Annotated in this window: 24 protein-coding genes; 11 read left to right on the forward strand and 13 right to left on the reverse strand. The window is 62.7% G+C overall.

Annotated features, from left to right (window positions below; translation table 11 throughout):
* Genes AC1Q5B_RS00675 through AC1Q5B_RS00685 form a run of 3 tightly spaced genes read left to right on the forward strand, consistent with a single transcriptional unit; the run spans nt 1 to nt 2,366 of the window.
* Entirely contained in the window at nt 1–810 is an 810-nt protein-coding gene (locus tag AC1Q5B_RS00675) for an ABC transporter ATP-binding protein (protein WP_492629823.1), read from the forward strand.
* A gap of 3 nt (nt 811–813) precedes the next feature.
* Complete coding sequence (locus AC1Q5B_RS00680; protein ID WP_213601059.1) at nt 814–1,740, forward strand: MlaD family protein; 927 nt, start codon at nt 814–816, stop codon at nt 1,738–1,740.
* A complete protein-coding gene (locus AC1Q5B_RS00685; RefSeq protein WP_492629824.1) occupies nt 1,737–2,366 on the forward strand; it encodes an ABC-type transport auxiliary lipoprotein family protein in 630 nt (209 codons plus the stop codon). The genes AC1Q5B_RS00680 and AC1Q5B_RS00685 overlap by 4 nt, the downstream gene beginning before the upstream one ends.
* Before the next feature lie 14 nt (nt 2,367–2,380).
* Here the strand turns inward: AC1Q5B_RS00685 and AC1Q5B_RS00690 are convergent, their stop codons facing one another.
* Nucleotides 2,381–3,001: an alpha-ketoglutarate-dependent dioxygenase AlkB family protein gene (locus AC1Q5B_RS00690; protein ID WP_492629825.1), complete on the reverse strand. Its 621-nt coding sequence runs from the start codon at nt 2,999–3,001 to the stop codon at nt 2,381–2,383.
* A gap of 82 nt (nt 3,002–3,083) precedes the next feature.
* On the opposite strand from AC1Q5B_RS00690, the gene AC1Q5B_RS00695 reads away from it, so the two are divergent.
* On the forward strand, nt 3,084–4,694 hold the full coding sequence (locus tag AC1Q5B_RS00695) for an electron transfer flavoprotein-ubiquinone oxidoreductase (protein ID WP_492629826.1): 1,611 nt from the start codon (nt 3,084–3,086) through the stop codon (nt 4,692–4,694).
* 9 nt (nt 4,695–4,703) lie between these two features.
* Here AC1Q5B_RS00695 and AC1Q5B_RS00700 read toward each other — a convergent pair whose 3' ends face one another.
* From AC1Q5B_RS00700 to AC1Q5B_RS00715, 4 genes are all read right to left on the reverse strand, one after another.
* Complete coding sequence (locus AC1Q5B_RS00700) at nt 4,704–6,134, reverse strand: hypothetical protein (RefSeq protein WP_492629827.1); 1,431 nt, start codon at nt 6,132–6,134, stop codon at nt 4,704–4,706.
* A 113-nt stretch (nt 6,135–6,247) separates the two neighbouring features.
* Complete coding sequence (locus AC1Q5B_RS00705; protein ID WP_492629828.1) at nt 6,248–8,524, reverse strand: FG-GAP-like repeat-containing protein; 2,277 nt, start codon at nt 8,522–8,524, stop codon at nt 6,248–6,250.
* 271 nt (nt 8,525–8,795) lie between these two features.
* Nucleotides 8,796–9,428, reverse strand: a complete 633-nt coding sequence (locus AC1Q5B_RS00710; protein ID WP_492629829.1) for a CoA transferase subunit B — start codon at nt 9,426–9,428, stop codon at nt 8,796–8,798.
* Entirely contained in the window at nt 9,428–10,159 is a 732-nt protein-coding gene (locus AC1Q5B_RS00715) for a CoA transferase subunit A (RefSeq protein WP_492629830.1), read from the reverse strand. The genes AC1Q5B_RS00710 and AC1Q5B_RS00715 overlap by 1 nt, the downstream gene beginning before the upstream one ends.
* 118 nt (nt 10,160–10,277) lie before the next feature.
* Between AC1Q5B_RS00715 and dcsG the strand changes: the two genes are divergently transcribed.
* The 7 genes from dcsG to AC1Q5B_RS00750 all read left to right on the forward strand — a co-directional run bounded on the left by dcsG (nt 10,278) and on the right by AC1Q5B_RS00750 (nt 16,136).
* Nucleotides 10,278–11,210: a D-cycloserine synthetase gene (gene dcsG / locus AC1Q5B_RS00720; RefSeq protein ID WP_492629831.1), complete on the forward strand. Its 933-nt coding sequence runs from the start codon at nt 10,278–10,280 to the stop codon at nt 11,208–11,210.
* 75 nt (nt 11,211–11,285) lie between these two features.
* Nucleotides 11,286–12,032, forward strand: coding sequence for an electron transfer flavoprotein subunit beta/FixA family protein (locus AC1Q5B_RS00725; RefSeq protein WP_492629832.1), 747 nt, complete (start codon nt 11,286–11,288; stop codon nt 12,030–12,032).
* The gene (locus AC1Q5B_RS00730) at nt 12,032–12,970 is read left to right on the forward strand and encodes an electron transfer flavoprotein subunit alpha/FixB family protein (protein ID WP_492629833.1); all 939 of its coding nucleotides are present in this window, start codon (nt 12,032–12,034) and stop codon (nt 12,968–12,970) included. Before AC1Q5B_RS00725 ends, AC1Q5B_RS00730 begins: the two co-directional genes overlap by 1 nt.
* 124 nt (nt 12,971–13,094) lie before the next feature.
* Complete coding sequence (locus AC1Q5B_RS00735) at nt 13,095–13,481, forward strand: GtrA family protein (protein WP_492629834.1); 387 nt, start codon at nt 13,095–13,097, stop codon at nt 13,479–13,481.
* Nucleotides 13,478–14,479: a glycosyltransferase family 2 protein gene (locus tag AC1Q5B_RS00740; RefSeq protein WP_492629835.1), complete on the forward strand. Its 1,002-nt coding sequence runs from the start codon at nt 13,478–13,480 to the stop codon at nt 14,477–14,479. Before AC1Q5B_RS00735 ends, AC1Q5B_RS00740 begins: the two co-directional genes overlap by 4 nt.
* 69 nt (nt 14,480–14,548) lie before the next feature.
* Nucleotides 14,549–15,349, forward strand: coding sequence for a GNAT family N-acetyltransferase (locus tag AC1Q5B_RS00745; protein WP_492629836.1), 801 nt, complete (start codon nt 14,549–14,551; stop codon nt 15,347–15,349).
* Nucleotides 15,339–16,136 (forward strand): PIG-L deacetylase family protein, encoded by a 798-nt coding sequence (locus tag AC1Q5B_RS00750; RefSeq protein WP_492629837.1) that lies wholly within the window; start codon nt 15,339–15,341, stop codon nt 16,134–16,136. The genes AC1Q5B_RS00745 and AC1Q5B_RS00750 overlap by 11 nt, the downstream gene beginning before the upstream one ends.
* Here the strand turns inward: AC1Q5B_RS00750 and AC1Q5B_RS00755 are convergent, their stop codons facing one another.
* The 8 genes from AC1Q5B_RS00755 to AC1Q5B_RS00790 form a co-directional block, all read right to left on the reverse strand.
* Entirely contained in the window at nt 16,137–16,700 is a 564-nt protein-coding gene (locus tag AC1Q5B_RS00755; RefSeq protein ID WP_492629838.1) for a hypothetical protein, read from the reverse strand.
* A gap of 31 nt (nt 16,701–16,731) precedes the next feature.
* Complete coding sequence (locus AC1Q5B_RS00760; protein ID WP_492629839.1) at nt 16,732–17,934, reverse strand: phytanoyl-CoA dioxygenase family protein; 1,203 nt, start codon at nt 17,932–17,934, stop codon at nt 16,732–16,734.
* Between the two features lie 166 nt (nt 17,935–18,100).
* Entirely contained in the window at nt 18,101–19,168 is a 1,068-nt protein-coding gene (locus AC1Q5B_RS00765) for a glycosyltransferase family protein (RefSeq protein WP_492629840.1), read from the reverse strand.
* A 10-nt stretch (nt 19,169–19,178) separates the two neighbouring features.
* Nucleotides 19,179–20,771, reverse strand: coding sequence for a glycosyltransferase family protein (locus AC1Q5B_RS00770; protein ID WP_492629841.1), 1,593 nt, complete (start codon nt 20,769–20,771; stop codon nt 19,179–19,181).
* Nucleotides 20,772–20,777: 6 nt separating this feature from the next.
* Complete coding sequence (locus tag AC1Q5B_RS00775; protein WP_492629842.1) at nt 20,778–23,555, reverse strand: class I SAM-dependent methyltransferase; 2,778 nt, start codon at nt 23,553–23,555, stop codon at nt 20,778–20,780.
* On the reverse strand, nt 23,552–24,946 hold the full coding sequence (locus AC1Q5B_RS00780) for an ABC transporter ATP-binding protein (protein WP_492629843.1): 1,395 nt from the start codon (nt 24,944–24,946) through the stop codon (nt 23,552–23,554). Before AC1Q5B_RS00780 ends, AC1Q5B_RS00775 begins: the two co-directional genes overlap by 4 nt.
* A complete protein-coding gene (locus tag AC1Q5B_RS00785) occupies nt 24,936–25,724 on the reverse strand; it encodes an ABC transporter permease (protein WP_492629844.1) in 789 nt (262 codons plus the stop codon). Before AC1Q5B_RS00785 ends, AC1Q5B_RS00780 begins: the two co-directional genes overlap by 11 nt.
* Nucleotides 25,725–25,762: 38 nt before the next feature.
* On the reverse strand, nt 25,763–26,953 hold the full coding sequence (locus AC1Q5B_RS00790; RefSeq protein ID WP_492629845.1) for a cystathionine gamma-synthase: 1,191 nt from the start codon (nt 26,951–26,953) through the stop codon (nt 25,763–25,765).
* Nucleotides 26,954–26,957: the final 4 nt, after the last annotated feature.

The raw sequence follows: 26,957 nt of genomic DNA on the forward strand, positions 1-26,957 counted from the left end.
ATGGCCGACGACACCCCCATCATCCAGGTGCGCGGCCTGGTCAACCGCTTCGGCGAGCAGGTCGTCCACGAGGACCTCGACCTGGACGTGCGGCGCGGCGAGATCATCGGCGTGGTCGGCGGTTCGGGCACCGGCAAGTCGGTGTTGATGCGCTCGATCCTCGGCCTGCGCCAGCCGAACGAAGGCCAGATCACCGTACTGGGCGAAGACGCCCGCTCGGAAGATCCCGCCGCGCGGCAGCACATCGAGCGCAATACCGGCGTGCTGTTCCAGGATGGCGCGCTGTTCTCGTCGCTGACGGTCGGCGAGAACGTGCAGGTGCCGCTGAAGGAACATCACCCCGAGCTGCCGGACAGTTGGCGTTACGAACTGGCGCTGCTGAAGGTGAAGCTGGCCGGCCTGCCCGCCGATGCGTTGAACAAGCTGCCGTCGCAGCTGTCCGGCGGCATGCGCAAGCGCGCCGGCCTGGCGCGCGCGCTGGCGCTGGATCCGCCGCTGCTGTTCCTCGACGAGCCCACCGCCGGCCTCGACCCCATCGGCGCGGCCGCGTTCGACCGGCTGATCAAGACGCTGCAGGAAGCGCTGGGCCTGACGGTCTTCCTGATCACCCACGACCTCGACACGCTGTACGCGATCTGCGACCGCGTGGCGGTGCTGGCCGACCAGCGGGTGATCACGGTGGCGCCCATCGAGGAGGTCGAACAGTTCGATCATCCCTGGGTACAGGAATACTTCCACGGTCCGCGTGCGCGCGCCGCGCGCAGCGGACAGCAGGCCTCCGGGCCCCTCTCTTCGCAAACGGCGGTCTGATCCATGGAAACACGCGCCAACTACGTGCTCATCGGTGCCTTCACCGTCATCATCGCCGCCGCGCTGCTGCTGTTCGGCCTGTGGGCGGCGAAGTATTCGTCCGAGCGCACCTGGCAGGAGTATCAGGTCGTCTTCCGCGAAGCGGTGACCGGCCTGACCGTGGGCAGCCCCGTGCAGTACAACGGCATCGCGGTCGGTTCGATCACCAAGCTGTCGCTGGCGCCGAACGATCCGCGCCAGGTGATCGCCCGCATCCGCGTGGAGTCGTACACGCCGGTGAAGACCGACACGCGCGCCAAGCTGGCCATCACCAGCCTTACGGGGCCGACCATCATCCAGTTGAGCGGCGGCACGCCGCAGGCGCCGACGCTGACCAGCGTGGATCGCCGCGAGGCGCCCGTGATCCAGACCGCGCCGTCGGCGCTGCAGAACATCACCGACACCGCCAACCGCATCGTCGAGCGGCTCGACCAGGTGCTCAGCGACAAGAACGTCGCCAGCATCACGGCGACGCTGCACAACCTGGAGTCGATGAGCAACTCGCTGGCCAGCCGCGAGGATGGCATCGAGGCGCTGATCGTCAGCGCGCGCGACGCCGCGCAGAACCTGGACAAGACGCTCACCACCACCAACGGCGCCATCGAACGGCTGGACAAGAATCTGGTGCAGGAGTTGCCGGGCATCCTGGACAAGCTGGAGACCACGCTGGGCAAGCTGGACTCGGCCGCCGGCAACGCGGACGCGATCCTCGGCGAGAACCGCGCCGCCATCAACAGCTTCGCCAGCGACGGTCTCGGCCAGTTGGGACCCACGCTCACCGAATTGCGCGGCCTGGTGCGCGACCTGCGCCGCGTCAGCGACCGTCTCGAAGGCAATCCCGCGCGCTACCTGCTAGGCCGCGACGCACCCAAGGAGTTCGACCCGAAATGAAGCCGCTGCGTCTTTTCTTCGCCCTCCCCTTCGCCCTCGCGCTTGCCGGCTGCTCGATCCTGGGCAGCGAGCAGCGCGATCCGGTCACCATCTATGCGCCCGACGTCCGCGTGCCGGCGCGTGCGGAGTGGCCCGCCGTCGCCTGGACCCTCATCATCGCCAAGCCGACGGCGGCGCGCGTGATCGACAGTCCCCGCATCAGCGTGCGGCCGACGCCCGGCGAACTGCAGGTGTATCGCGGCGTTTCATGGGCGTTGCCGGCGACCGACATGCTGCAGGATGCGGTACAGCGCACGCTGGAGGATTCGGGGCGGATTCCCGCGGTGGCCAGCGCGGATGCCGGCATCCTCGGCGACTACAAGCTGGTCATGGACCTGCGCCGCTTCGACGCCGATTACGCCGGCGGCGGCCAGCCTTCTGCCGTGGTCGAAGTGAACGCCAAGCTGGTCAACAACCGCGACCAGCGCGTCGTCGCCTCGCGCACCTTCCTGCAGCAGAAGCCGGCGAGCGGTGTGGACGTCGCGCAGGTGGCAGCGGCGTTCGAGCAGTCGCTGGAAGCGGTGACGTCCGACCTCGTCGGATGGGTGCTGGTATCGGGCAACGGCGACCCGAAAGCCGTCCGCTAAGCCTGTGGTGCACGTCAGCGACGGCGCGCGGGATCGATCTGGCGGAACGTCAGATTGATGCGCGGCGCCACCTGCCTCGCCGTGCGCGGCAAGGCATGACGATAGTGTCGCTGGGTATCGCCGGACATCACCAGCAGGCTGCCGTGCGGGAGTTCGTACACCGCCCGCAGCGCCGGTTCCTGCTTGTGCTTCAACAGGAAACGACGCGCCCCGCCCAGGCTGATCGAAGCGATCACCGGCTGCGGTCCCAGTTCAGGCTCATCGTCGCTGTGCCAGCCCATCGCATCGCGGCCGTCGCGGTACAGGTTCGCCAGCACGCTGTTGAACGGGGTGCCGAGTTCGTCCTGCAGACGCACGCGCAGATCGGACAAGGCGGCTGTCCATGGATGCGGCGTGAAATCCACGCCCGAATAGCGATACACCGCGTCCGTATCGCCGATCCAGGCACTCAATCTCGGCGAATCGACCTGGCGCCCGAAGATCCGGATGCGATGCACGGTCCACGGCAGCGTCCGGTCCAGATCTTCCAATAGCGCATCAGCCTCGACAGGCGGCAGCCAGACAGGCCGATAGACGAGATGTGCGCCGGGCAACGCGTCCGGCCCATCCCCCGGCAGGGGCAAAGGTATGGTCATGCCGGTGATGCTCGCGGATTTGCCCCGCTCAGTGCAAACCACGAAAATGGCGGAAGCCTAACGCCACGCTGGAGCCGAACCGATGTCCGATGTCGAACGCGATGTGATGGAGTACGACGTCGTCACCGTCGGCGCGGGGCCGTCGGGTCTCGCCTTCGCCATCCGGCTCAAGCAGCTGAATCCCGATATCTCGGTCTGCGTGATCGAGAAGTCCAGCACCATCGGCGCGCACATCCTGTCCGGCGCCGTGATCGAGCCGCAGCCGCTCGACGCACTGCTGCCGGGCTGGCGCGACAACCCGCCGCCGGTCTGCGTGCCGGCGAAGGACGACGAGTTCTGGCTGTTCAGCAAGGAGGGCGGACGCAAGTTCCCGATCGTGCCGCCCGGCATGCGCAACCACGGCAACTTCATCGTCTCGCTCGGCGCGATGTGCGCCTGGCTGGCGCCGCAGGCCGAAGCGCTGGGCGTGGAAATCTATCCGGGCTTCGCCGCGTCCGAAACGTTGCACGACGAAGATGGCAAGGTCGTCGGCGTGCGCATCGGCGACATGGGCATCGCGAAGGACGGCAGCCACAAGGCCGGCTACACGCAGGGCATCGACATCCGCGCCAAGGTCACGGTGTTGGCCGAAGGCGCGCGCGGCCACCTGACCAAGCGGCTGGTGAAGCGCTTCGCGCTGGACAAGGACAGCGACCCGCAGGCGTACTCGATCGGCATCAAGGAACTGTGGCAGGTGCCGGAAGGCCGCGTCACGCCCGGCAAGATCGTGCACACGCTCGGCTGGCCGGCCAGCAACGACATCTACGGCGGCAGCTTCCTGTATCACCTGGAGAACAACCAGATCGCGCTGGGCTATGTCAGCGGCCTGGATTACAAGGATCCGGAGTACAAGCCGTGGGAGGCCTTCCAGCAATGGAAGAACCACCCGCTGATCAAACCGGTGCTGGAAGGCGGCAGCATCCTGTCCGCCGGCGCGCGCGCCATCGTCACCGGCGGCTGGCAGTCGCTGCCGAAGGTCGAGATGCCCGGCGCGCTGCTGATCGGCGATACCGCCGGCCTGCTCAACGTGCCGAAGATCAAGGGCACGCACCAGGCAATCCGCAGCGGCATGCTGGCGGCCGAGCACCTGGTGTCGTCGCAGCTCGTGCCGGAGGGGTTCGATGCCAAGCTGCGCGCGTCCGATGCGATGGCCGAGCTGAAGTCCGTGCGCAACATCAAGCCCGGTTTCAAGAAGGGCCTGTGGTTCGGCATGGCCAACGCCGCCTGGGAAACCGCCACCGGCGGCCTCTCGCCCTGGACACTGAAGGTGAACCCCGACTGGTCGTCGCTGGACAAGGTCGGCGAGTACGAGGAGCCCAAGCGCGATTACGTGGACCGCACCCTGGCCCCACGCGATCGCCTGCAGGGCGTCTACTTCGCCGCCACCGAACACGACGAAGACCAGCCCGTGCACCTGCGCGTGCACGACACCTCCGTCTGCGTCAGCCGCTGCGCCGCCGAATACGACAACCCCTGCACGCGCTTCTGCCCGGCCGGCGTCTACGAGATTGTCGACGACGGCACCGGCAAGCGCCTGCAGATCAACGCCGCCAACTGCGTGCACTGCAAGACCTGCGACATCAAGGATCCCTACCAGATCATCGACTGGGTGACGCCGGAGGGTGGTTCGGGGCCGAATTACCAGAACCTATAGACATCGTCATCAAGCGGTGTCAGTAACAACAGGGTCACGCAAGCGCCATCCTGACACCAGAGCAAGCAGCAGCGACGTCACCAGCACAACGCCGGTATACAGATAGCGGAAATCGCAGGCAATGCTGGTCGGGAAAAAAGACGCGTAAAATGCCAACCCCGCCCCCACGTAAACAAGAATCAGTGCACGTTCCTTGCCGCTCCACGACTTTGCCCGGAACCCGACGCCGATACCCAAGGCTACGAGGGCCGACGCGTAGACCCAGTGGCGGAACCATGGCGTACCAAATATCTCCAGCGCATGACGGTAGAGCCAGTCGTCGCGCGAGTCCTGTTCTGCCGTGATCCTGACAGCCGCCAGATACTCCGGGATGCCCGCCACGCCGACATGGATCGGAAGGCACTTGCGAACTCCGTTCAATGTGAAGGTCCAGGCGGCCACATTGGCACGATGACGCAGATAAGCACCCGGATGCTCCCGGACGGCCAACTGCCACATCTTCTCGATCTTTTCGGAATCGAGGCTGTTGAAATAGCCAGCGATCACAGGATTCGCAGATAGCGAATCGATGCGGTCCCCATCGTAGATTTTCTTCACCTCATCGGTAATTGCGCTGTCGGCACCGGACGACGCCAGCGGCCCACGCGCCGCATAGTGCTCGATACCCGCTAGGTCGTAGATCATCACCGATCGCAACCCGACACTGATGTCTTGGCCTTGGGAGGCGGCGATGGTGCTGTGCACCGACAGTTTCAAGACCTGGTACGACGCCACGAGCACGACTGTCAGGAAGAGCGCACGCACGAGGCTAGACCAGCGACGACCACGCCAAGCCAGTAAGAAGATGGGCGGAATCGCCAATAGCGGCAAGAGAAAAATGCCCTGCTGCCTCACCATGGGAAGGGGGAGCAATAAAAAAAGTGAGGCGACCAGCGCCACCTTGGCTCCCGTCCCACGACCCGCGCTACCCACAAAGAAGCAACCCACTGATGCAGCGACGAAGGCTGCGAGCAGCACATCCTTCCATACGATGCCCGAATAGAGCCATATCACCGGGTTTGCAACGAGCAGCACCGCGGCCACGCTTCTGATTACGCGCACTCTGGCCCGCTCTCCCGGAGACGGTTCCATTGAGCCGGAGCGAAAACTTGCATACAAGCCGCAGTAGGTCATCACCGCAACGAGCGCGACGAACAGCGAGGATCCGGTCGTACCTCCACCCAGCCATCTCAGCAACGCCGACATGAACGGCGGCGCCCAACTAACCGCACGGCCGATGCCGGCCTCGTACAACTGGATGCTCGAATCTACGCTGACATGCCCCGGGACGGCATAAGCCACCGACGTGATAGCCAAGAGGAAGCACGCCCACCGCACGACTGCCGAATGATGGGCGGAAGAAGAGAAGGTCGACATTGCGTGGGCGTGATCTGTTGTCATCCGGATATCTTGTCTGTCAGCAAAGGTGCGGGTGCAGCGTACAGCTGATAAGGAAAAAGGGGGCTTAGCCCCCTTTTTCCGACACTTGAAACAAGCGGCTAGCTAAGCGGCGACTACTTCCCGCCACTCTGCACGGCCCAGGTGGGCGGATAGCCGCCGACCAGACTGATATTGAAATTGCCGTCGCCGACGCTTTTCCAGATCCACAACGTGTCGTTGGCATCGTTGGTCCACAACATGTCGGAGTTGCCGTCGCCGTCGTAGTCACCAAGCGCCACGATGCGGTAGATGGTGCCAACCGAACGCGTCCAGATCGTCAGGTCCGTACCCACGCCCTTCTTCCAGATCGACACAAGCCCCGCCGGACGGTTCTGGAACACGATCTCAGCGACTCCATCTCCCGTCAGGTCCGCCACACCAACGATGGACCATACCGGAGGATAACCACTCACGAACTGGACGGTAAATGCGCCGTTGCCGCTACTCAGCCAGTACCAGATGGAATCGTTGGCGCTATTGGTCCACAAGATGTCTGCGCGACCATCGCCGTTGAAGTCACCGATCCCGACCACACGATAGATACTCGCCACCGAATTGGTCCAGCTGGCCCTGACGCTGGTGCCATTCATGGCCCACACGGACATCAGGCCGGCCGTGGCGTTCTGGAACACAATATCCGCCTTGCCGTCCCCATCAATGTCGCCTGCGCCAACGACCGACCAGCCGGCGGGATAGCTACCCACCGTCTGGATCGTGAACGTCCCACCCGCGTTGCTCTTCCAAATCCACAACGTATCGTTCGTGTTGTTGGTCCACAGCAGGTCAACCCTGCCATCCCCATCGAAATCGCCGGATGCGACGATGCGATAGATGCCAGAAACGGACTGAGTCCAACTGGTGGTGACGGCTGGCCCGTTCATTTTCCAGACCGACATCAGACCTGCTGCTGTATTCTGGAAGACGATGTCCGACTTTCCGTCCGCATCAATGTCATTGCGGACCTTGCTGGCGAGAGGCACCACGGTGGCCCGGAACTGCGCGACGATGGGAATCGTCTGATTCAAGCTACGCGCATTGTCTTCACTGTTTACGACACCGCATGGCAGGTTCATGCTGGCGCCGCAAACGCTCTTCTGCGGCGTAGAAAAAATGCGCTGTGCAATCTGTCCATTTGCGCCATAGGACATCACGGTATAGAAGTTCCCGTTTGCGACAGAAGTGTTGTAGCCAAAAGAATAATCGTAGACTCCATACTGGAGATCGCCATTACTCTTCTTCGAGTTGGCGCGATCGTGGGCTGACCCCATCAAATGTCCTGCCTCGTGGGCTAACGTCTCGGATGCGCAGAAGTAATCTTTTCCGTCGCTACCTCTGTCTTCACCGTCGCTGACGATCGCGTAAGCCCAGGCTGCATCTGCTACAGGATCTATGGCCGTACGGTCGGCACCATTGAGCCAAGCAATACCGCAGCCGTCCTGCTCGGGAGACTTAAAGTCGCGCACGAGGATTGCCAGGTCAGCACCGTATTGTTCACGCGCATTTCGAAGAGGGGTCAATTCGCCGGGTATCGCGACCGAGGCAGAACCAGTGCTTCCAGTGAGCTTCTGCAATGCATCCAAATTAGTCGTTGTATCGGCATAGGAAATTTTGACAGCATTGACAAGGCGGAAATACCCGTTTACGTCGCTGTTGCGCAGCGCCTCGTTAGCGAAACTTACAAGGTTCACCATGCGCGTCACTGCGCCGGAATCGCTGCCGATCCGTGCAGCCAGACCGCTACTGTAGCCAACAGCCAGATCAACGGTATTGGCAGGAGTGGGAGGAGCAGCGACTGCTACCGCACTTTGAGCAACGGCACTCTGCGCGGAAGCAGACACCAAGGTGCGCGCTGCTGCTGCGGGCGGAATCAGCATGTCGCCACCTTCCGATATGGCGCGGGACGCCTTGTTTGGGTCCATTACGGAAACGAGCAACTTCCCGCCTCTGGTAATGACCTCTAGTGGTGGAGCGCCGCCTGGCCGCGGAATTGAGCCGAAGACTGCCTTCTCACCGAACGTAATGATGGCCTCCTGACCTTTAACACCACCCGCTACACGTCCAATCCAGGTCCAGTTCCCGTCCGCATGTTCGTCGTGGCGCTCATAGCGAAGCTTGACCGAGGAACCATCCGGAGACGGCACCGCCATTTCGCCGGTAACGATCGCCTTGAGAGCATGTTCTTCGCTGATCGCCACGGGGTAATAGGTGAACGCACCGTCGCTCGGGCCCACCTTCTGGTCGGCATAACGGATCAGCGCACCGCGATCGGGCGCATTCGCGATGGACGCGCCGACCGCGCGGGCCAGCGGCAGCGACGTCGGCAGATTGCCGGTCGCCTTGGTTGCGGCCACGCCGCGCATCCCTGCCATGCCCGATTCCGGGCCTCCTTCACTGCACCCGGCCAAGATCAACATCAAGGCGCAAGCGCCGACCCGGAGTTTCATACGTACGCCTCTGAGAAAAAACGGATAGAGCCCCTGAACTGACACTATAGCCCAGCCATCGGGACACAAATAGCCAACAGGTTCCCCTCTCCGCCTTATCGGCCGGAAAACGTACAGCTGAAAGTCAGACGTGCGGCGCGACGCGTGGCAACCGGACTTTCGTCACGACTTGGGGTATTCAAGCGGCCTTGAAAGGCACGCCGGTCTTTGCCGCCAACTCTGCTTCGGTGACGCCATCGGCCATTTCCACCAAGGCCAGACCCTGTTCGGTGACATCGAAAACGGCCAGGTCCGTGATGATCCTGTCAACGACGCCCACGCCGGTCAGCGGCAGGTCGCATTGCGGGAGGATCTTGTGGCTACCATCCTTCGCCACGTGCTCCATCAGCACGACGATGCGCTTGACGCCGGCCACGAGGTCCATGGCGCCGCCCATGCCCTTGACCATCTTGCCGGGCACCATCCAGTTGGCCAGGTCGCCCTTGTCGGTCACCTGCATGGCGCCCAGCACCGCCAGGTCGATATGGCCGCCGCGGATCATGGCGAAGGAGTCGTGGCTGCCGAAGTAGCTGGCGCCAGCCCGGGCGGTGACCGTCTGCTTGCCGGCGTTGATCAGGTCGGCATCGACCTCGTCCTCGGTCGGGAACGGTCCGATACCCAGCAGGCCATTCTCGGACTGCAGCCAGACATCGACGCCGTCCGGAATGTGGTTGGCGACCAGGGTCGGCAGACCGATGCCCAGGTTCACATAAGCGCCGTCGGTCAGTTCGCGGGCAGCGCGCTGCGCCATCTCATCGCGGGTCCAGGGCATCACTTGTCTCCTTGGCGGATGGTGCGCTGCTCGATGCGCTTCTCGGGAGTCGGGTTGTGGACGATGCGGTCCACGTAGATGCCCGGCAGGTGGACGTGGTCGGGATCGATCTCGCCGATCTCGACGACCTCCTCCACCTCAGCGATGCAGACCTTGCCGGCCATGGCACAGGCGGGGTTGAAGTTGCGCGCGGTCTTCCGGAAGACCAGGTTGCCGGCCTTGTCGGCCTTCCATGCCTTGACCAGCGACACGTCGGCGCTGAGCGCCGTCTCCATCACGTACCAGTGCTCGCCGAACTGGCGGGTCTCCTTGCCTTCGGCCACCACCGTGCCGTAGCCGGTGCGGGTGAAGAAGGCCGGGATGCCGGCACCGCCGGCGCGCAGGCGTTCAGCCAGCGTGCCCTGCGGGTTGAACTCGAGTTCCAGCTCGCCCGAGAGGAACTGCCGCTCGAATTCCTTGTTCTCGCCCACGTAGGACGAAATCATCTTCCTGATCTGGCGGGTCTCCAGCAGCAGGCCCAGGCCGAAGCCATCCACGCCGGCGTTGTTGGAAATGGCAGTCAGGCCCTTGGCGCCGCTGTCACGCAGGGCGCCGATCAACGCCTCAGGGATGCCGCACAGGCCGAACCCGCCGACCGCCAGTGTCTGGCCGTCGGCGACCACGCCCTGCAGCGCTGCCGCCGCACTGGGATAGAGCTTCTGCTTGCCTCCGGAGCCGGGGTTACCCGCCATGGCGCGATCCATTCAATGAGGAAAGCGCCATTCTACCCAGCGCCCCGGGGCCGACACAGGTACTTTCGGGCAATGGGAACCGCGTGCCTGGCGTGCGCACCCACGTACACTTGCCGGCATGAAGACCCTTGCCCTTGTCACGGCCGTGGCCGCGTCCGGCCACGACGACGACCTTGCGCCCCTGCTAGATGCCTGCGCCGAGGCTGGCCTGCACGCCCGTGCGGTGGCTTGGGACGATCCCACGGTCAGCTGGTCGCGGTTCGACGCCGCCCTGCTGCGATCCCCTTGGGACTACACCGAGCGCCTGCCCGAGTTCCTGGCCTGGTGCGCCCAGGTTGACCGGGTGACGGAGCTGCTGAATCCGCTCAACGTAGTGCGCTGGAACACCGACAAGCACTACCTGGCGGACTTGGCGACCGTCGGCGTTCCCGTGGTGCCCACGCATTTCGTGGAGCCGGATGCCGAGCCGATGGAGGCCCTGGCGAGCTTCCTCGCAGCCTTCGATATGGCCGAGTTCGTGGTCAAGCCGACGGTCAGTGCCGGTGCGCGCGACACGCAGCGATACCGTCGCGACCAGCAGTTCGCCGCAGGCAACCATCTCGCCCGCCTGCTCGACCAGGAGCGCAGCGCGATGCTGCAGCCCTATCTCGCCTCGGTCGATCGCCGGGGCGAAACCGCCCTGCTCTATTTCAACGGGCAGTTCAGCCACGCGATCCGCAAGGCTGCCCAGCTCGCCCCGGGCGAAGGCGCCCGGCAGGCCCCCATGGCGCTGGGCGATATCACGACCGGCAGCGTCACGGCGGACGAGCTGGCGCTGGCGGACCGGATTCTCGCTGCCACCGCGCGGTTGAGACAGCTGGATAGCCCACTGCCGTATGCCCGGATCGACCTGCTGGCCGGCGCCGACGGCGAGCCCCGCCTGCTCGAACTCGAACTGACAGAGCCCTCGCTGTTCTTCGCCCAGGCACCCGGCAGCGCCGCCCGTTTCGCGGCCGTCCTCGCGGCGCATCTGGCAGACGGCACCGTACGGGCTCGCATGGCTCCCGCCTGACGGCTAAAATCGCTGTCTGCCTCCGGCCAGACGCCGCGGCCGAACCTTTCCGTCGCATACAGGAATCCCCGCAGGATGAAGATTCTCGTCGCCTACAAGCGCGTGGTGGACTACAACGTCCGCATCCAGGTCAAGCCGGACGGGTCCGGCGTAGTCACGGACGGCGTCAAGCTGTCACCCAATCCCTTCGACGAAATCGCCCTGGAAGAAGCCCTGCGCCTGCGCGACAAGGGCATCGCCACCGAGGTCGTGGTCGCCACCATCGCGCCCGCCGATGCTCAGGCCCACCTGCGCAACGGCCTGGCCATGGGCGCCAACCGCGCTATCCATGTCGTCACCGACCAGGCCATCCAGCCCCTGACCGCTGCCCGCACCCTGCTGAAGCTGGTCGAGAAGGAGTCGCCGGACCTGGTGATCCTCGGCAAGCAGGCCATTGACGACGACGCCAACCAGACCGGCCAGATGCTGGCCACGCTGTGGGGTCGCCCGCAGGCGACGTTCGCCAGCAAGCTGGAGGTCGCTGACGGCAAGGCCACGGTGACGCGCGAAGTCGATGCCGGCCTGGAAACGCTGGAAGTCGACCTGCCGGCCGTGGTCACCACCGACCTGCGCCTCAACGAACCGCGCTTCATCAAGCTGCCCGACATCATGAAGGCCAAGAGCAAGCCGCTGGAAACCCTGCAACTGGCCGACCTCGGCGTCGACGCGGCCGACACGCACAAGACCACCCACTACGCCCCGCCCGCCAAGCGCAGCAAGGGCGTCATGGTGAAGGACGCGGCCGAACTGGTCGCCGCACTCAAGCAGAAGGGGTTGCTGTAATGGCCAAGGTTCTCGTCATCGCCGAACACCTGGACGGCAAGCTCAACGCCTCCACCGCCAAGACCGTCAGCGCCGCCGCGGCCGTCAATGCCGACGCCATCGATGTCGCCGTGCTGGCCGCCGACCCGACCGCCGTCGCCGCCGAAGCCGCGCAGATCGCCGGCGTCACCAAGGTGCTGACCGTCTCGAATGCCGCCAACGCGAACGCCATCGCCCAGGTGTTGGCCCCGCAGATCGCCGCGCTCGCTGCGGGCTACACGCATGTGTTCGCGCCGTCGACCACGTTCGGCAAGGATCTGCTGCCTTGCGTGGCCGCCCTGCTCGGCGTCAACCAGGTCTCCGACCTGATGGCCGTCGAAGGCCCGCATACCTTCAAGCGTCCGATCTACGCCGGCAACGCGATCATCACCGTCGAGGTTCCCGCCGACCAGACCGTGGTCGCGACCGTGCGCACGGCCTCCTGGCCGGAAGCGGCGAAAGGCGGCAACGCGACGGTTGAAGCCGCCGGTTTGGACGCGGCGCTGCCGACGCATACCCGTTATGTCGGCTTGGCCGCTGGCAAGTCCGACCGCCCCGACCTGCAGAGCGCCAAGCGCGTCGTTTCCGGTGGCCGCGGCGTCGGCTCGGCCGAGAACTTCAAGGTCATCTACGCCCTGGCCGACAAGCTGGGCGCCGCCGTCGGCGCCTCACGCGCCGCGGTCGATGCCGGCTACGTCCCGAACGAACTGCAGGTTGGCCAGACCGGCAAGATCATCGCCCCCGAGCTGTATGTCGCCGTCGGCATCTCCGGTGCCATCCAGCATCTGACCGGCATCAAGGACGCCGGTACGATCGTGGCTATCAACAAGGATGGCGACGCGCCGATCTTCGAGATCGCGGATATTGGGTTGGTGGGGGATCTGTTTACGTTGTTGCCAGAGCTGGAAGCGCAGCTTTGATGAAGCGAACCTGCTGGCGCAGGCAGCGCTTGCGCGGAAGACCGCGATGACGGAGCCTCGCTCGCCGGACGAGAACATCCCCCCCGCTTTTCCGCCCACGCCCAAGCCGTCCTCGCCAGACGCCATGCCCGTGTTCAAGCAGGGCCTGCTGTATGGCGTCGTCGGGGCGGCACAGCTGGGCGCGGACTGGCTCGCGTTCGTAGCGCTGTCCTATCTCGGCATGGCGCCGGCGATCGCAAATGTCCTGGGGCGCGTTGTCGGCGCATCGCTGGGGTTCGTCCTCAATGGCCGTTTCACCTTCCGCCAGACCGATGGATCCGCGCAACTGCACGCACGCAGCTTGTCCAGATTCGCCATATCATGGGCATTGATGACAGGGCTCAGCACATTGCTGGTGACCGCCTCCGTGTCCGCATTCGGTCTGGAGACCACATGGATCACGAAGCCCTTGATCGATATCCTGCTGGCCGTGGCGGGCTTCGTGGCATCCAAATACTGGATATATCGATGAACCCTTTCCCCGGGTCCACCCAAGAAGATGCGAGCGCCGAATGGACGTCCGGCATAGCGGTCGTCATCCCGTGTTACAAGGTCGTGAGGCACATCCAGGACGTGATTTCACGCATCGGACCCGAGGTGGACCGGATCTATTGCGTTGATGATGCGTGCCCGGAACGCAGCGGCGATCATATCGAGAACACCGTTGACGATCCTCGCGTCACGGTAGTACGCAACCTCGTCAATCTGGGCGTAGGAGGCGCTGTCATGAACGGCTACCGGCATGCCATCAAGGACGGCGCCACCGTCATGGTGAAGGTCGACGGTGATGGCCAGATGGATCCCGGCCTGATCGAAATGTTCGTGCGTCCGATCCTGAGTGGTGAAGCCGACTACACCAAAGGAAACCGCTTCTTCGATCTGCAAGAGATCAAGCAGATGCCGGCGCTGCGTCGCATCGGCAATCTCGGCCTTTCGTTTCTTGCCAAGGCGTCCACCGGATACTGGGATATTTTCGATCCGACCAATGGCTACACCGCCATCCATGCGCGAGCGGCCGCGCGTCTTCCCTTCGACTCGATAAGCAACCGCTACTTCTTCGAGACCGATATGCTGTTCCGGCTCAATACGCTGCGTGGCGTCGTCATCGACATTCCGATGGATGCCCACTACGGCGACGAGGTAAGCAACCTCAAGGTCTCGAAGGTCTTCGGTGAGTTCCTTGGCAAGCATCTGCGCAACCTGTTCAAGCGCGTCATCTACAACTACTATCTGCGCGACATGCCCATCGCGTCGCTGGAACTCGCGGCCTCCGGCGTTCTGTTGGCTTTCGGTTCGATCTTCGGCATTGCGAACTGGTGGATCTCCGCGCGTGAGGATGTCAGCACCCCGCTGGGCACGATCATGATCGCGACGGTATGCATCGTATCGGGCTTGCAGTTCCTGCTCGCGTTCCTCGCCTACGATACTTCCGCAATCCCGCGTCGCCCCATTCACTTGCGTCTCAAGTAGACATCGAGGTCCCACATGGAACTCAGACCGTCTTCCCCTCACGGCCCACTGCTGTCGCAGTACCAGGCCTTGTTCGCCTCGTGCTTTCCTGACGCCACGCACCTGGACGCGCAGTACCTGTCTTGGCTCTACGGCGACAACCCCGCCGGTCCCGTAATCGGCTTCGACGCGTGGGATGGCGACGTACTTGCGGCGCATTACGTATGCGTACCCGCCGCGGCCATGCTGCACGGGAAGCCTTCGCGCGTGCTGCTGTCGTTGAATACCGCCACCGCACCATCGCACCAAGGCAAAGGTCTCTTTACGAAGCTGGCCAATGCCACGTACGACCGGGGGGCTGAACTGGGATTCGATGCGGTGTACGGCGTGGCGAACGCCAACTCCACGCCCGGCTTCGTCAAGAAGCTCGGTTTCGAGTTGTTGGCACCGCTCGATGCGGCCGTGGGGGCAGGTCGCCTGCCGTTGACATCAGTCTCCGCCGCGCGCGCCGCTGCGGAGTTCCACCGCGACTGGAGTCCAGCTGCACTTGAATGGCGTAGCCGGAATCCGGCGCGACCCTATCGGGTGGTCAGAAGCGGCGACCGAATCTGCGCGGAGGCCGTTACCGGCCGCCCGGGCCTGAAGGCGTGGGCCGAGCTCGACAACGGGAACCAGGAGTCGCTGCGCCTGCCAGCCGCGTCGTTCGGCCTGCACCTGCATCTGGGCCTTGTCCCGGACGCGGCCCGCACGCGCAAGATGGGGTGGCTGGACGTGCCCGACCGATTCCGTTCCAGCCCACTGAATCTGATCTTCAAACCTCTCGCGCCCGAGACGAAGATGCCCCGTCGCGGAGCGGTTTTCTTCGGTCAGCTGGATTTCGATGCATTCTGACGGCCGCCCGCTGGTCGCGCTGCTCGCGCATCCAGACGACGAGTTCGCGATTTTCCCTTGGCTGGCGGCGGAGGCCACGGCAGGACGACCTGTCTGGTGTTTCTGGCTAACCGACGGCGGCTGGGGTGGACAGGATGTGCAGCGACGCGAAGACGAGAGCCGCGAGGTTCTCGGCCTCTTCGGTATCACCGTCGGCTCGTTCGAATTCCTCGGGCGCACGCTCGGTATACGGGATGGCCATCTTGCCGACGAGTTGGACAGGATGATCGCGCTCGTGCAAGAGCGCCTTGCGCTCGTTGGCAGCACGTACACGATGCTGGTTCCGGCCTGGGAGGGAGGTCACCAGGATCACGATGCCGCCCATCTCATCGGGCTTGCCAGCAGTGCCGCCTCGCAGGCGGAGGTGCTGCAGTACTCGCTTTACCACGGGGCGGGCTTGGTCGGCCCGCTGTTCAAGGTGCTGGCGCCACTGCCACAGAATGGCGCGCTCATACGGTGTCCGACGTCTGTGGGGTTCAGGCTCAAATGCCTTGCCGCGTGCTTGCGCTATCGATCGCAATGGAAGAGTTTCATGGGACTGCTGCCCTTCTACGCTTTGCGTCTTGCGCGCCGCGACGCGTTCGTTCTTCAGCCCGTCAACGCCGCGCGCGTTCGGGAACAGCCCCATGCGGGAGCGCCGCTTTACGAGCGGCGCGGAGGCCCGACATGGGCGGCGTTCTCCCGAACCACCGCCCACGTACGCGAGCGAATCGCAGTAGGGCCCTTGCGCGCCCTGAGCGGAGCCTAGCTACTCCAACGCAAAGCCGCGCCCGGTACCGCAGACCGATGGTTCAGCAGAGGCGCCGGCATCAAGCAGGAAAAGACCGTAGTCGCCTTTCGAGAATGCCTGGAGATCGAGCGTGAGCTGGAATCCTGACTCCAGGTAGGCATTGTCCCCACCACGACTCGAAGCAACGTCGGACCTCTCAAGACGGTCTGCCACCTTGACCTCCCACTCCTGCCCATTGTCGATGCGCACGATCCTCATCGACAGGTCGGGGCCGGCATCATGCCGCTTCTCGTTAATGTACCACCCTGCGAAACGCAGCGGCTGCGCAAGCGACACCGTGGGGCGGGCGCCATCCAAGGAAACGTCATTCACCGTTTCGATATTGCAGGACGTCGTACTCGCGCCCTCGATCTTTCCCTGCGCGGCATGGGGGACCACGCCGACGGCTTGGGCGGGTTGCGTGGGCGCGCTGCCGCCTTCCGCGGCTGGCGCTGGCGAAGGATCGGCTGCGGGCGCCTCTTCACGACAGCCCGCCACCATCGCAATAAACAGCATGCCTGCCGCCACGCTTGTAAGCTTCATGGGTTTCATTCGTAAGCCCTCTGTTTACTGACTAAATGGATGAAAGCGACGTCGACGATCCGACCAGGCCGGTCGAATCGTAGTAGACCACCGAGCCTTGAGCGAAGCAGTGGCTCACCATCGAACGTCGGCTCAGGGACTTGTCGATCCGCACGCTCCCCGCGTGCATCAGGTTTTCATGCCAGATGAGCACGCTGCCGCGTTTGGCCTTGTACACGCTCCGCTCCAGCCCCGCATCGGAGATCATCTTCGACCAGCGACCCACGACCTTCTGCCCAAACTCACTCCAGTCGCCCCCCACCTTCGCGCACTCCTCATCCTTGAGGTAAACACGGGGCAAGCGATGGCTGCCCGGATAAACGACCAGTTCTCCTGAGTTGTCACGCACATCTTCCAGCGCGACCCATACGCCGCACATGTAGCCGGCGGGAAACGGCGTCAGGTGGATCGTGTCCTGGTGCGCATCCTGCTGGCTGCCGAAGACGTACACGAGGGATTGGCAGGGTTCGGAGGGGGTACCGAAAATCGCGCCCAGCAACCTGTGCACATCCTTGTTCAGCCAGATGTCCCGGATACCCGGGAACGTCACGTGCATTTGTTCGAGGCGTGTGCTCTGGCCGTATTCGTAACCCTGGTATTTGCTATCGATCGCTTCATCCATGTCCCGGTTGGCCTGGTCAACCGCCGCATCCGGGATAAGCCCTTCGAGCACCATGAAGCCGTTCTTGGAGAAACTGCGCAGCGCGTCGGCTTCCAAGTCATTCACGACGCCCGCGTCCTGAAGTCCCCTGATGTGCTCCTCCACTTGGGCAGGCTCGCGCTCGTGCCAAGGCGTCAGCGCAACGTCGCTGTAGTCGTAGGCCGATGAATCGCATTGCCCGAGGAAGACCAGCGGCGTCCCGTTGTCGCGCATGGATTTCTCCACCGCCACCGCGAGAGAGCCGTCATTGGACACCTCGACAACGGAGGGGGCGGAACGGACGCTGTGTCCGTCTATCTCGAGCCGGAGCGCGATGACATGTCGTCCGTTCGGGATGAGATGCGTATGGATATTGACGTAGATCGCATCGAGAACCGCATCGCTGACCAAGGATGTCGCGGCGGCCCTTACACCGTCCAGCTCGAGCGCCACGGCAGTGTGCTCGTCAAGGGTGGTGCCGGAAATGATGCCGCGCAGCAGTCCCTTCACGGTTCCCTGTTGCGTCCACGAAACATTAAAATCTTCCTTAAACATGGATTTCGCTCCTAGTTTTCGATAATCCGTTTCAGCTCTGCGAAAAGCCCTCTTTCACTGATGCGCGACAGAAGTCGCCGAACCAGGGGGCTCCGGGTCTCTTTCATCTTCAGGCTGAAGCAAACGCGCCGGATCATCGTCATCTTGCGACCCGGCCACGATCGCCTCAGCCACCCGCTTTTTTTTCGAAGTATTCCGGATGCTCGATTGGGCCCTGGGTCTCCATCCAGCGCTTCAGACTATGCTCTCCGCTCGCATCGAATGGGTCTGCGTACACTTGCTGTAGATCCGGGCGCGCGCGGTAAAGGCGACGATGCGGACGCGGTATGGGGCTTCCATCGCTGTAAGTACCGTAGGCCCACGACCGGCCCGATGCGGGATCCTCGGCGTCGAACCGGGTCTCTTCTGCGTACCAGCCGACAATGTCGCTCACCGACTTGTTCCCCGCCGCGTTCTTGTCCGCCATGACCTTGTGCGCGCCGCTGTCGAAACCGGTGAAATGATAGAAGCCCAGCGGCTGGCCATCGATCCTGAAACCGTCCTCGTTGTTTCCCGTCATCTTCCGCGTGGTGAGGTTCCAGGTCGCCACGTTGAAGCGCGGGCTCTTCAGGATGCCAACTTCATCGAAGAATGCGGGCGCGAGGTCGATCCAGCGTTGGTCGGTAAACAAGCCCCTCGGAATGTCGGCGACACAGAAATGATATATCCGGTCTGCCCACCACTGGGCGAAACGCGTGCCCTCGTCCGTCGGGCGCACGCCTAGGAAACCGAGATTGTAGACGCCATGCTTGAGGCTCGAGATCTCGTTGTCCATGATCGCGTCGAGCGTGGTCTCGGGGGACGTCTGATGCGGGGTCAGGACGATGCTCGATGCATCGAGCCGCTCGAGCAGATCGTCGAGCCGCGAGAAGAGCACCATGTCCGGATCGAAGTACAGCACGCGCTGCACGCCCTCTTCCGCGAGCAGGCGCTTGAGTACGAACGGTTTGATGGCGGTGGACAGTTCCACAATGTCGTGGAAGAAAGCCCATCGGACACGGTCCTCGATATCCAGCTGATCGAGGGAGACGATACGATCGATCGGCTCGTTCTCCATATCGATGCCGTCCCACACTTTGTCAGACAGCGCAAATACGACCTCGAATTCGGGGTGGAATTTCTTGATTGACGCGCAAAGCTTCCTCACCTTCGGCAGGTAATTGACTGCCGCCGAGGTGAACACGACCGTTTTCATAAGATCTCCATCAGTTCTGTTTTTTCCTTTCTTCCAGCAACGCATCCCTGAATGTCAGCAGGCTCGTCGCCATGTTTCCGGGTTCCTGCGAGTCCAGGATCAGCCCGTACTTGTATTTCCGTGTCCGCTCCGCAGGTGCACCCAGATCGAAGACCGCGATAGGCATACCCATATCCATGACCTCCGACGTGACGTAGGAGAACGTCTCGGGGCAGATGGAGGGAAGGAGACACACACCGATCCCATGCTCCCGCATGAGGGACGGCAGGTCCTCGGTCCGATAGGGACCTAATACCTCCAGTCTCTCAGAGGGCTGATTGCCCTCGATGCTGCCAAACACCTTGAAGCACAGAGGAAGACGTTCAGTCGCCGCGTAAGCGACCAACTCTTTCACCACGTATGCACCCTTGATGGCACTGATGTGTCCTATCAGCGCGACATTGAGCACTCCGTCAAGCGCGGGCTCAACCCGAACACCAGACAGGTAGTCGACGCGATGGGGATTGACGTCGATCCGATCCGCAATCAGATCGCCGAAGGCCTTGCGCATGATGTCCACGCTGGACTGCGAGAATGCCGTGATGTCGTCGCAGGAACCCAGCAGCTCTGCCCATCGCTCCCTCCAATCCGCAGGCAGGACTTCGCGATAGAAAGCGCGAAACGGGACCTTCTGGCTGGCGAGGCAAGATGTACAGGCTTCCAGCGCCGGCACGCCGCAATACCGTCCCTTGTCGTTGACAAGGCTCCACGCCTGGCAAACGGGGAAAAAGTCGTGGACGAAATACGAGAGCGCGACACCCTCGGACCGTTGCTCCAGACAGAACGCCATGACTTCCAACGGCGCGTCAAAGGACACGAGATTGTTGATGTAGATCCGGTGCCACCTTGTCGACGCGAGCCGATCCAAGAGCATGCGCAGACCACCGGCTTCGGTCGCGTGTTCTGTTGCGTCCACACCAGATGGCTGGTGATGCTCAAGCCGGTAACTCAGGGTGGGCAGATCCGGTATCACGATCGTCACCGCCTGCCCCTCGGACAGCAGCTTCTGGACAAGTTCGCTCCTGAAACGGTTCGCTCCGCCTCCCATGGCGTGGTCGAAAATCAGGACCTTGCTGCGAGAGCCGCGAGAAACCGCTTGCCAGCGGCGCGAATGGATAATAGCCAGGAAGCGCCCGCATCTCGCTACGACAAGCCGCCAAGCAGCCACGATCGTCGCCATCAGGCCCCTGCTATGAAACGACTCCCTTACACGCCGGAGCATACTCGGCGCCGTTTCGCCACCGTTGAAAAAACGGACAGGCAGTTCTCCCGTCTCGATGTTGCCTGATTCCAGATGGATCCGGAGCACCGCGCTGGTCACCTCCACGTCGTGTGGTAGCACGCCCTGGATCATGAACCCGCTGCTCCCTGCGTAAGGAACGCCGGGAAACGCGTCGATCAGATCCCGGCGCATACCTCCCGGCAGGCACTCGAGCGACCAAGAGCCATTACGCCCCTCCACGAGGATATCAACGCTGACCGCGCCCTCCGCAGGACTGATCGCCCAGCCCCAACCAAAAAGCTTGCCGTTGCGAGCCACCAATGAATCGATGGAGTAGTGCATGCCAGGTCACTCGTCAGCGTTGGCGCCGCGCGGTGCCAGATCGCCCTGAACCGGCACCTCGATGCCCGCCGAAACCAGCAGCGCACTCAGCTTCTCGATGTGAGTCACCAGATCACGCCGTGAAGCATCCAAGGCTTGGACCTGTTGCAGGCGTCCAAGCGATCTGTCGCGCTCGTCTTCCAGCTCGTTGCCAAGCAATCGTAACTGCTCCACATGCTTTAGCGAATACTTCTGGGCCTCAGCCAAGGCAAGATCAGTGGCTTCCCAAAGACGAAGCCGCTCCTGAGCCAGCGTTTCGAGGCTCGAAATGATGGCGTTCAACTCATCGATACGGGCACTCGATTGTTTACGGGTCTCGGCCAAGGCGAGGTCGGTGGCCTCCCACAAACGAAGCCGCTCCTGGGCCTGCGTCTCAAGACCCGCAATGACGCCCTTCAGCTCATCGACGCGCGCATTCGACTGCTCCTGGGTCTCCGCCAATGCGAGGTCGGTGGCTTCCCAAAGACGAAGGCGCTCCTTGGCCTGAGCTTCAAGGCCCGCAATGACGGCATTCAACTCGTCGATACGGACACCTCGATCGCGTGCCACCGCTTTCGACGACTCCAGCGCTGGCACGAGCTGCTCGATCGTCGACAAGCGCTCAACCGACAGTCGCTGTGCTTCTCCAAGAGCCGTATCCAGCTCCTGCAACTTGCTCATGCGCTCGAAGGAATGATCCTCGGCCACCGCAAGTGACTTTCTCAGCTCATCGCAGGTCGTGATGGCTTCCCGCAAACGTTCCGCTTGGACCTTCTTGTCATCCAGCGCACTCACCAAGTCAGAGGTAATGAGCGTCAAAGCGGATCGCAGCGATCTGCGTTCCACCATTGCGAGGGCATCGTGCTGGGAGATTCCGCTTACCCCGGAGGTCGCCCGCAGAGCCGCCGCGCAACGCGCCGCCTGATCGACAATCTCAACCGCGTCGTTCATCGAAAACTCGAGCGGGGCATCCAAGTCGCCATAGAACTCCACCCAATCTTCGGAAAGGCACTCACGGGCACGATGGATACCGTGCTTCCAAGATACCCTAGCGGCGTCAAACTCACCCAACGAGAACATGATCGCGCCATGGCGATAAGCGGCTTCGATTACCTTCGTGCCCAACGTTGGCGTGATATGGGTTACCTCCGAAACGGATACACGCTGAAAGTCCTCCGCAGCCAAGCGAAGCGAACCCTCCGCCAAGTGCAGACGTCCACTCAGGAAAGCCAAGGACACTTTCCATCGCGCGACATGGGGGTTCGCCACGGCGTCGCCTTGCCGCAGGAAATCCACGTAGCCGTGCCTCCAAGCGGCCAGCGCCGCGCCGTCCAGGACGCCCTGCTCGAGCAAGGCGTAACCGGAGACGGCGAGCGACGCACCGAACTCCGCCGACCCCGAGGGGAACGATGCCCCCGCACGTCCGGCGAGATCACGAAGCAGTGACTTGTCGTGCAGCCTGTAAGGAATCTCCACCAAGGCGTGGACAAGCCACGGGTTCTGGTAGAACTCCGCGAAATCGACCAGATGACGGCTTCCGCCATAGCCGGCATGGAGAGAATTCCGATACGGGATTGAATCGTCGGCCAGCAATGGATCCTTCATGCCCACCGCAAGCCACCACTCCGCGTCGGGTAATCGGGTCGCTCGATCGACCACCCGTCGCAGTCGACGTGCCGCCGGGCGCCAAGCCCTGTCGGCCCCCTGCTTGCACCCGCTGGCAATCTGCTGCCAAGCCTCCTCTACCAAGAACGAGCCTGACATCTCAAGCTGCAGGCGTTCCCACTCGTAGACGTGGAGATGATGCGGATTTGGATCCTTGCCGGTTTCATCCGCCCAATCGTTGGGCACGCTGGCTACGATTCGACCACCTGGCGTTAGCAACCGCGCGTACTCGCGCAGCAGCGCGACGGGATCCTCAACGTGTTCAAGCGTCTCGAACGACACGATGAGATCGAAGCTGGCATCCGGATAGTCCAGTAACACCTCCGGAAGAAGGCCAGTCCTGAACTTGACGCGCTCACTGGCGAAACTGAGATCGGCGTACTCACGCGCCCAGTCACTGCCGTCGATGCCTAGGATGCTGTGCGCCTCCGACCGCTTCGACATGACGTAGCCGCCATAGCCCAATCCACAGGCCGCATCCAACACCCGGTCACCAGGTCTTATGTAGCGGCACGCCCACTCGTAGCGGGCCACATGCGCATCGGACCGCTCGCCTGCCTCTCGCAGCATGTCCATGTGCAGATCACGCTCTTCCTTGAGCACATGCAAGGGATACTTTTCCAGGGCCGCGACCGGCAGTGGCTCGAATATGGCGCGCACCTCGCCGGATTCGCTCCCCATCGTCTCGTAATCGCACAGCAGGTAGGTGCTCGGGTGCTTGCGCGCGCCGGCTAGGATGAACGCCTGCTCCAGCGCAGCCCTGACGTCTCGGCCGCTGGCGCGGGCCACCTCGCCTTCATCTCTTTCGTCGCACTCAAAGCATACCGCCACCACCAAGCGTCGCGCGCCGGAAGCCATCGCCCGTTCCGCGAGAGCTTCAAGTTCATTGGTGGCACGAATCGGCCCCGCGTGCGCCCAGGCATCGCGCGCATCCGTACTGCCCTGCTCCAAAAAGATTACCGACCAGTCATTCAGGTGGCCGCGCAGCGCCTCTGCGAATTCACCGTCGATCTCGACTGCACCAAAGCCGGCGGCCACTTTCACCCAGCGCGCGGTCGCCTCAGGATCCGTAAACGTCTTGCCGACGTTTTGCGCACTCATGACAACACTCGCACATCATTGACGGCACCGATGTCACAAACACCACCGTACCAGCGAGAGAACTTGTCCATGGACACCCGGAAGAACGCTGCTTCGTCCTTCCAGTGAAGGGTGCGCTGATGGCCAGGCCCCAGCGCCCTCTCCTCGGTCACATACGCCTGGATTTCATAGAAGCCTTCTCCGAGAATGCATGCGAAGCTCATCTCGAGATCGAACTCCTGCCCATGCTTGAAGTCGCGATGCCAGATACCACGCGCGGTAGGATCTTTCGCGACCAGGGCAAGGTCGTCGTTGAAGGTTCCCGCCGAATAGATCTTGACGCCTTCCTTGTTCCTCAGACGGATACCTAAGTTCAGCCTGGAAACATCCTTGTTGGCCCTGTACCGGATCTTCAGGTGAACCTTATCTCCTGGATAGAAAAGATCGCAGCCATTGCCAGACCCGTCATTGACCCGCACGTCCCGCACTTCGACATCGAGGTCTCCGAAAGACATCTGCGATGTCAGGCTCCGCGAATCCTGATTCGCATCGATCGGTGACGACTCTTCCTCGGCGGCACTGGACAGATGCGCGAGAACCTCCCGCGCATAGTGGTTCTCTTCCTCGTGCAGCAGCTTCCTGTATTCCAGAACCACCTCGGAGGAAGAACCAAGGCACACCACCTCACCGCCCTTGAGGAGAACTGCGCGATCCGTCAAGGTCCGCACCGCTTCCTGATCGTGCGACACGAAAAGCAATGTACCGCCGCCCGCAAGGAACTTTTCGATACGCGAGTAGCAGCGCTTCTGGAACAACGCGTCGCCTACGGCCAACGCTTCGTCCACTACCAGGATGTCCGGCTCAAGTTGGACCTGCACCGCGAATGCCAGGCGCACGACCATACCGCTGGAATAGGTCTTGACCGGCTGATCCATGAATTCGCCGATACCTGCGAACTCTTCGATCTCCGCGAACTTCTGCTCGATCTCCGCTCGCGTGAAGCCGAGGATCGCGCCATTCAGAAAAACATTCTCGCGACCCGTGAACTCCGGGTTGAAGCCGGACCCCAGTTCGAACAAGCCAGCCAGGCGCCCGTTGACGCTCACCGAGCCCGATGTGGGCGCCAGGATGCCGGCAATGACCTGCAGGAGCGTCGATTTCCCCGCGCCATTCATGCCGATGATGCCGATCGATTCGCCGCGCCTGACGTCGAATGATATGCCGCGAAGCGACCAGTACTCGCGAAAGAAGGAACGCAACTGGTAACGGTCGCCGTCAGAGTTTCGCCAACGCCGCGGCAATAGCCTACGCAGCCGCGGCGCGATGAACTGCCACAAGCGGTGCTGCGGTTTCTCGTATACGTGGTAGCACTTGCTGACATTGGAAACGCGAATGGCGTAATCAGAGGACATCAGCGAACCCTTTCTTCGTTCTCATGAACAACCCATATCCAGTGATCGCCACCGGTACCGAGACGGCAAGGCCCACGAGCACAGAACTCCAATCCGGCTGCTTCCCCCACAAAACCACCTGCCTCATGTTCTCCACCGCGACCGCCAACGGACTGCTTGCGGCCAGATGGCGGTAGCTTTCGGGCAAGGCTTCCAACGGATAGAAGATCGGCGTAAGGAACATGAGTGCCGTGGTGACCACCGCCACGCCCTGGCCGATATCGCGCAGGAACACCCCCATCGCGGAAAGGCCCCACGTGAACCCTAGGGTGAGAAGAATGACGGGCGCCAGCACTAGCGGCACGTAGATCGTCGTCCAGGGAAGCCCACCCCTCATCACGATGCATGCGACCAGCAGTACGGCCAAACTTATCCCCGCTTGGATTACAGCCGTGAGAACCGCCATCAACGGCAGGATTTCCAAGGGAAATACGACCTTCTTGACCAAGTTCTGGTGACCCAGAATCAAACTAGGGGAGCGGTTAACGCTCTCGGAGAATATGCCGAACGTCAAGAGACCGGTGAACAACGCCAACGCGAAGTCCGCGGAATCCAACTCCGTGCCCCCCCACCTCGCCTTGAACACCACGCCAAAGACAAACGTGTATACCAGAAGCATGAGAACGGGGGTAACCAGCGACCACGCCACGCCGAGTAACGAACCCCGATATCGGGCTGAAAGGTCGCGCTTTGTCATCTCCCACGTCAGTTCCAGATAGTACTGGAAGGTCTTGGTCATCACTGGGGTATATCCTGCGGAAGGGCTTCTAGGAGCGCTCATGCGAGGGCAAGAGCCGTGGCGACATCACGGTTGAGATCTTCGACACTCTCCACCCCCACGCTCAACCGCACCAATCCGCCACTGATCCCCAGTGCTTCCCGACGCTTGACCGGCACAGATGCATGCGTCATCACCGCCGGGTGATTGACTAGACTCTCAACTCCGCCCAAGGATTCGGCGAGCGTGAATAGACAGGTGGTTTCGCAGAACTTCCTGGCCGCGTCGAAGCCGCCCTTAAGGACGATGGAAATGATGCCGCCATATCCCTGCATCTGCCGCGCGGCAAGCGCATGCTGCGGATGCGAGGCAAGCCCCGGATAGATGACCTTCTCGACCGCAGAATGCGTCTCCAGCCACTGCGCCAGCGCCAGTGCGTTCTCGCAATGCGCCTTCATCCGCAAATGCAGCGTCTTCAGTCCACGCAATGCGAGAAAGCTGTCGAACGGCCCCTGCACGGCACCTATGGAGTTCTGAAGGAACGCCATCTGTTCGGCAAGCTCCGCATCGTCGCCGACCACCACGATGCCGCCGACCATGTCGGAGTGGCCGTTGAGGTACTTGGTGGCCGAATGCATCACGATGTCGGCGCCGAGCTGCAGCGGACGCTGCAGGATCGGGGAGGCGAAGGTGTTGTCGACGACCACGCGCAGGCCGCGCTTGTGCGCGATGTCGCAGATGGCGGCGATATCGACGATCTTCAGCATGGGGTTGGTGGGTGTTTCAACCCACACCATCCGCGTTTCCGGACGGATCGAGGACTCGAACGCCACCAGGTCGGTCAGGTCGACGAAGCTGAAATCCAGCGCCGCCGTGCGCCTGCGCACGCGCTCGAACAGGCGGTAGCTGCCGCCGTACAGGTCGTCCATCGCGATGACGTGGCTGCCGCTGTCCAGCAGTTCCAGCACCGTCGACGTCGCGGCCATGCCGGAGGCGAAAGCGAAACCGCGGCTGCCGCCCTCCAGCGCCGCCACGCAACGCTCGTAGGCGAAGCGGGTGGGATTGTGAGTCCGGGAATACTCGAAGCCCTGATGCACGCCCGGGCTGCTCTGCGCGTACGTGGACGTCGCGTAGATCGGCGGCATGACCGCGCCGGTGCTGGGGTCGGGAGACTGGCCGCCGTGGATGGCGAGCGTACCCAAGGCGAAGTCGCCGGGCGTCCCGCTGGCGGGGGTGGAAGAGTGCGCCATGTTC

The sequence above is a fragment of the Pseudoxanthomonas sp. GW835-FHT14C01 genome, assembly GCF_058793715.1.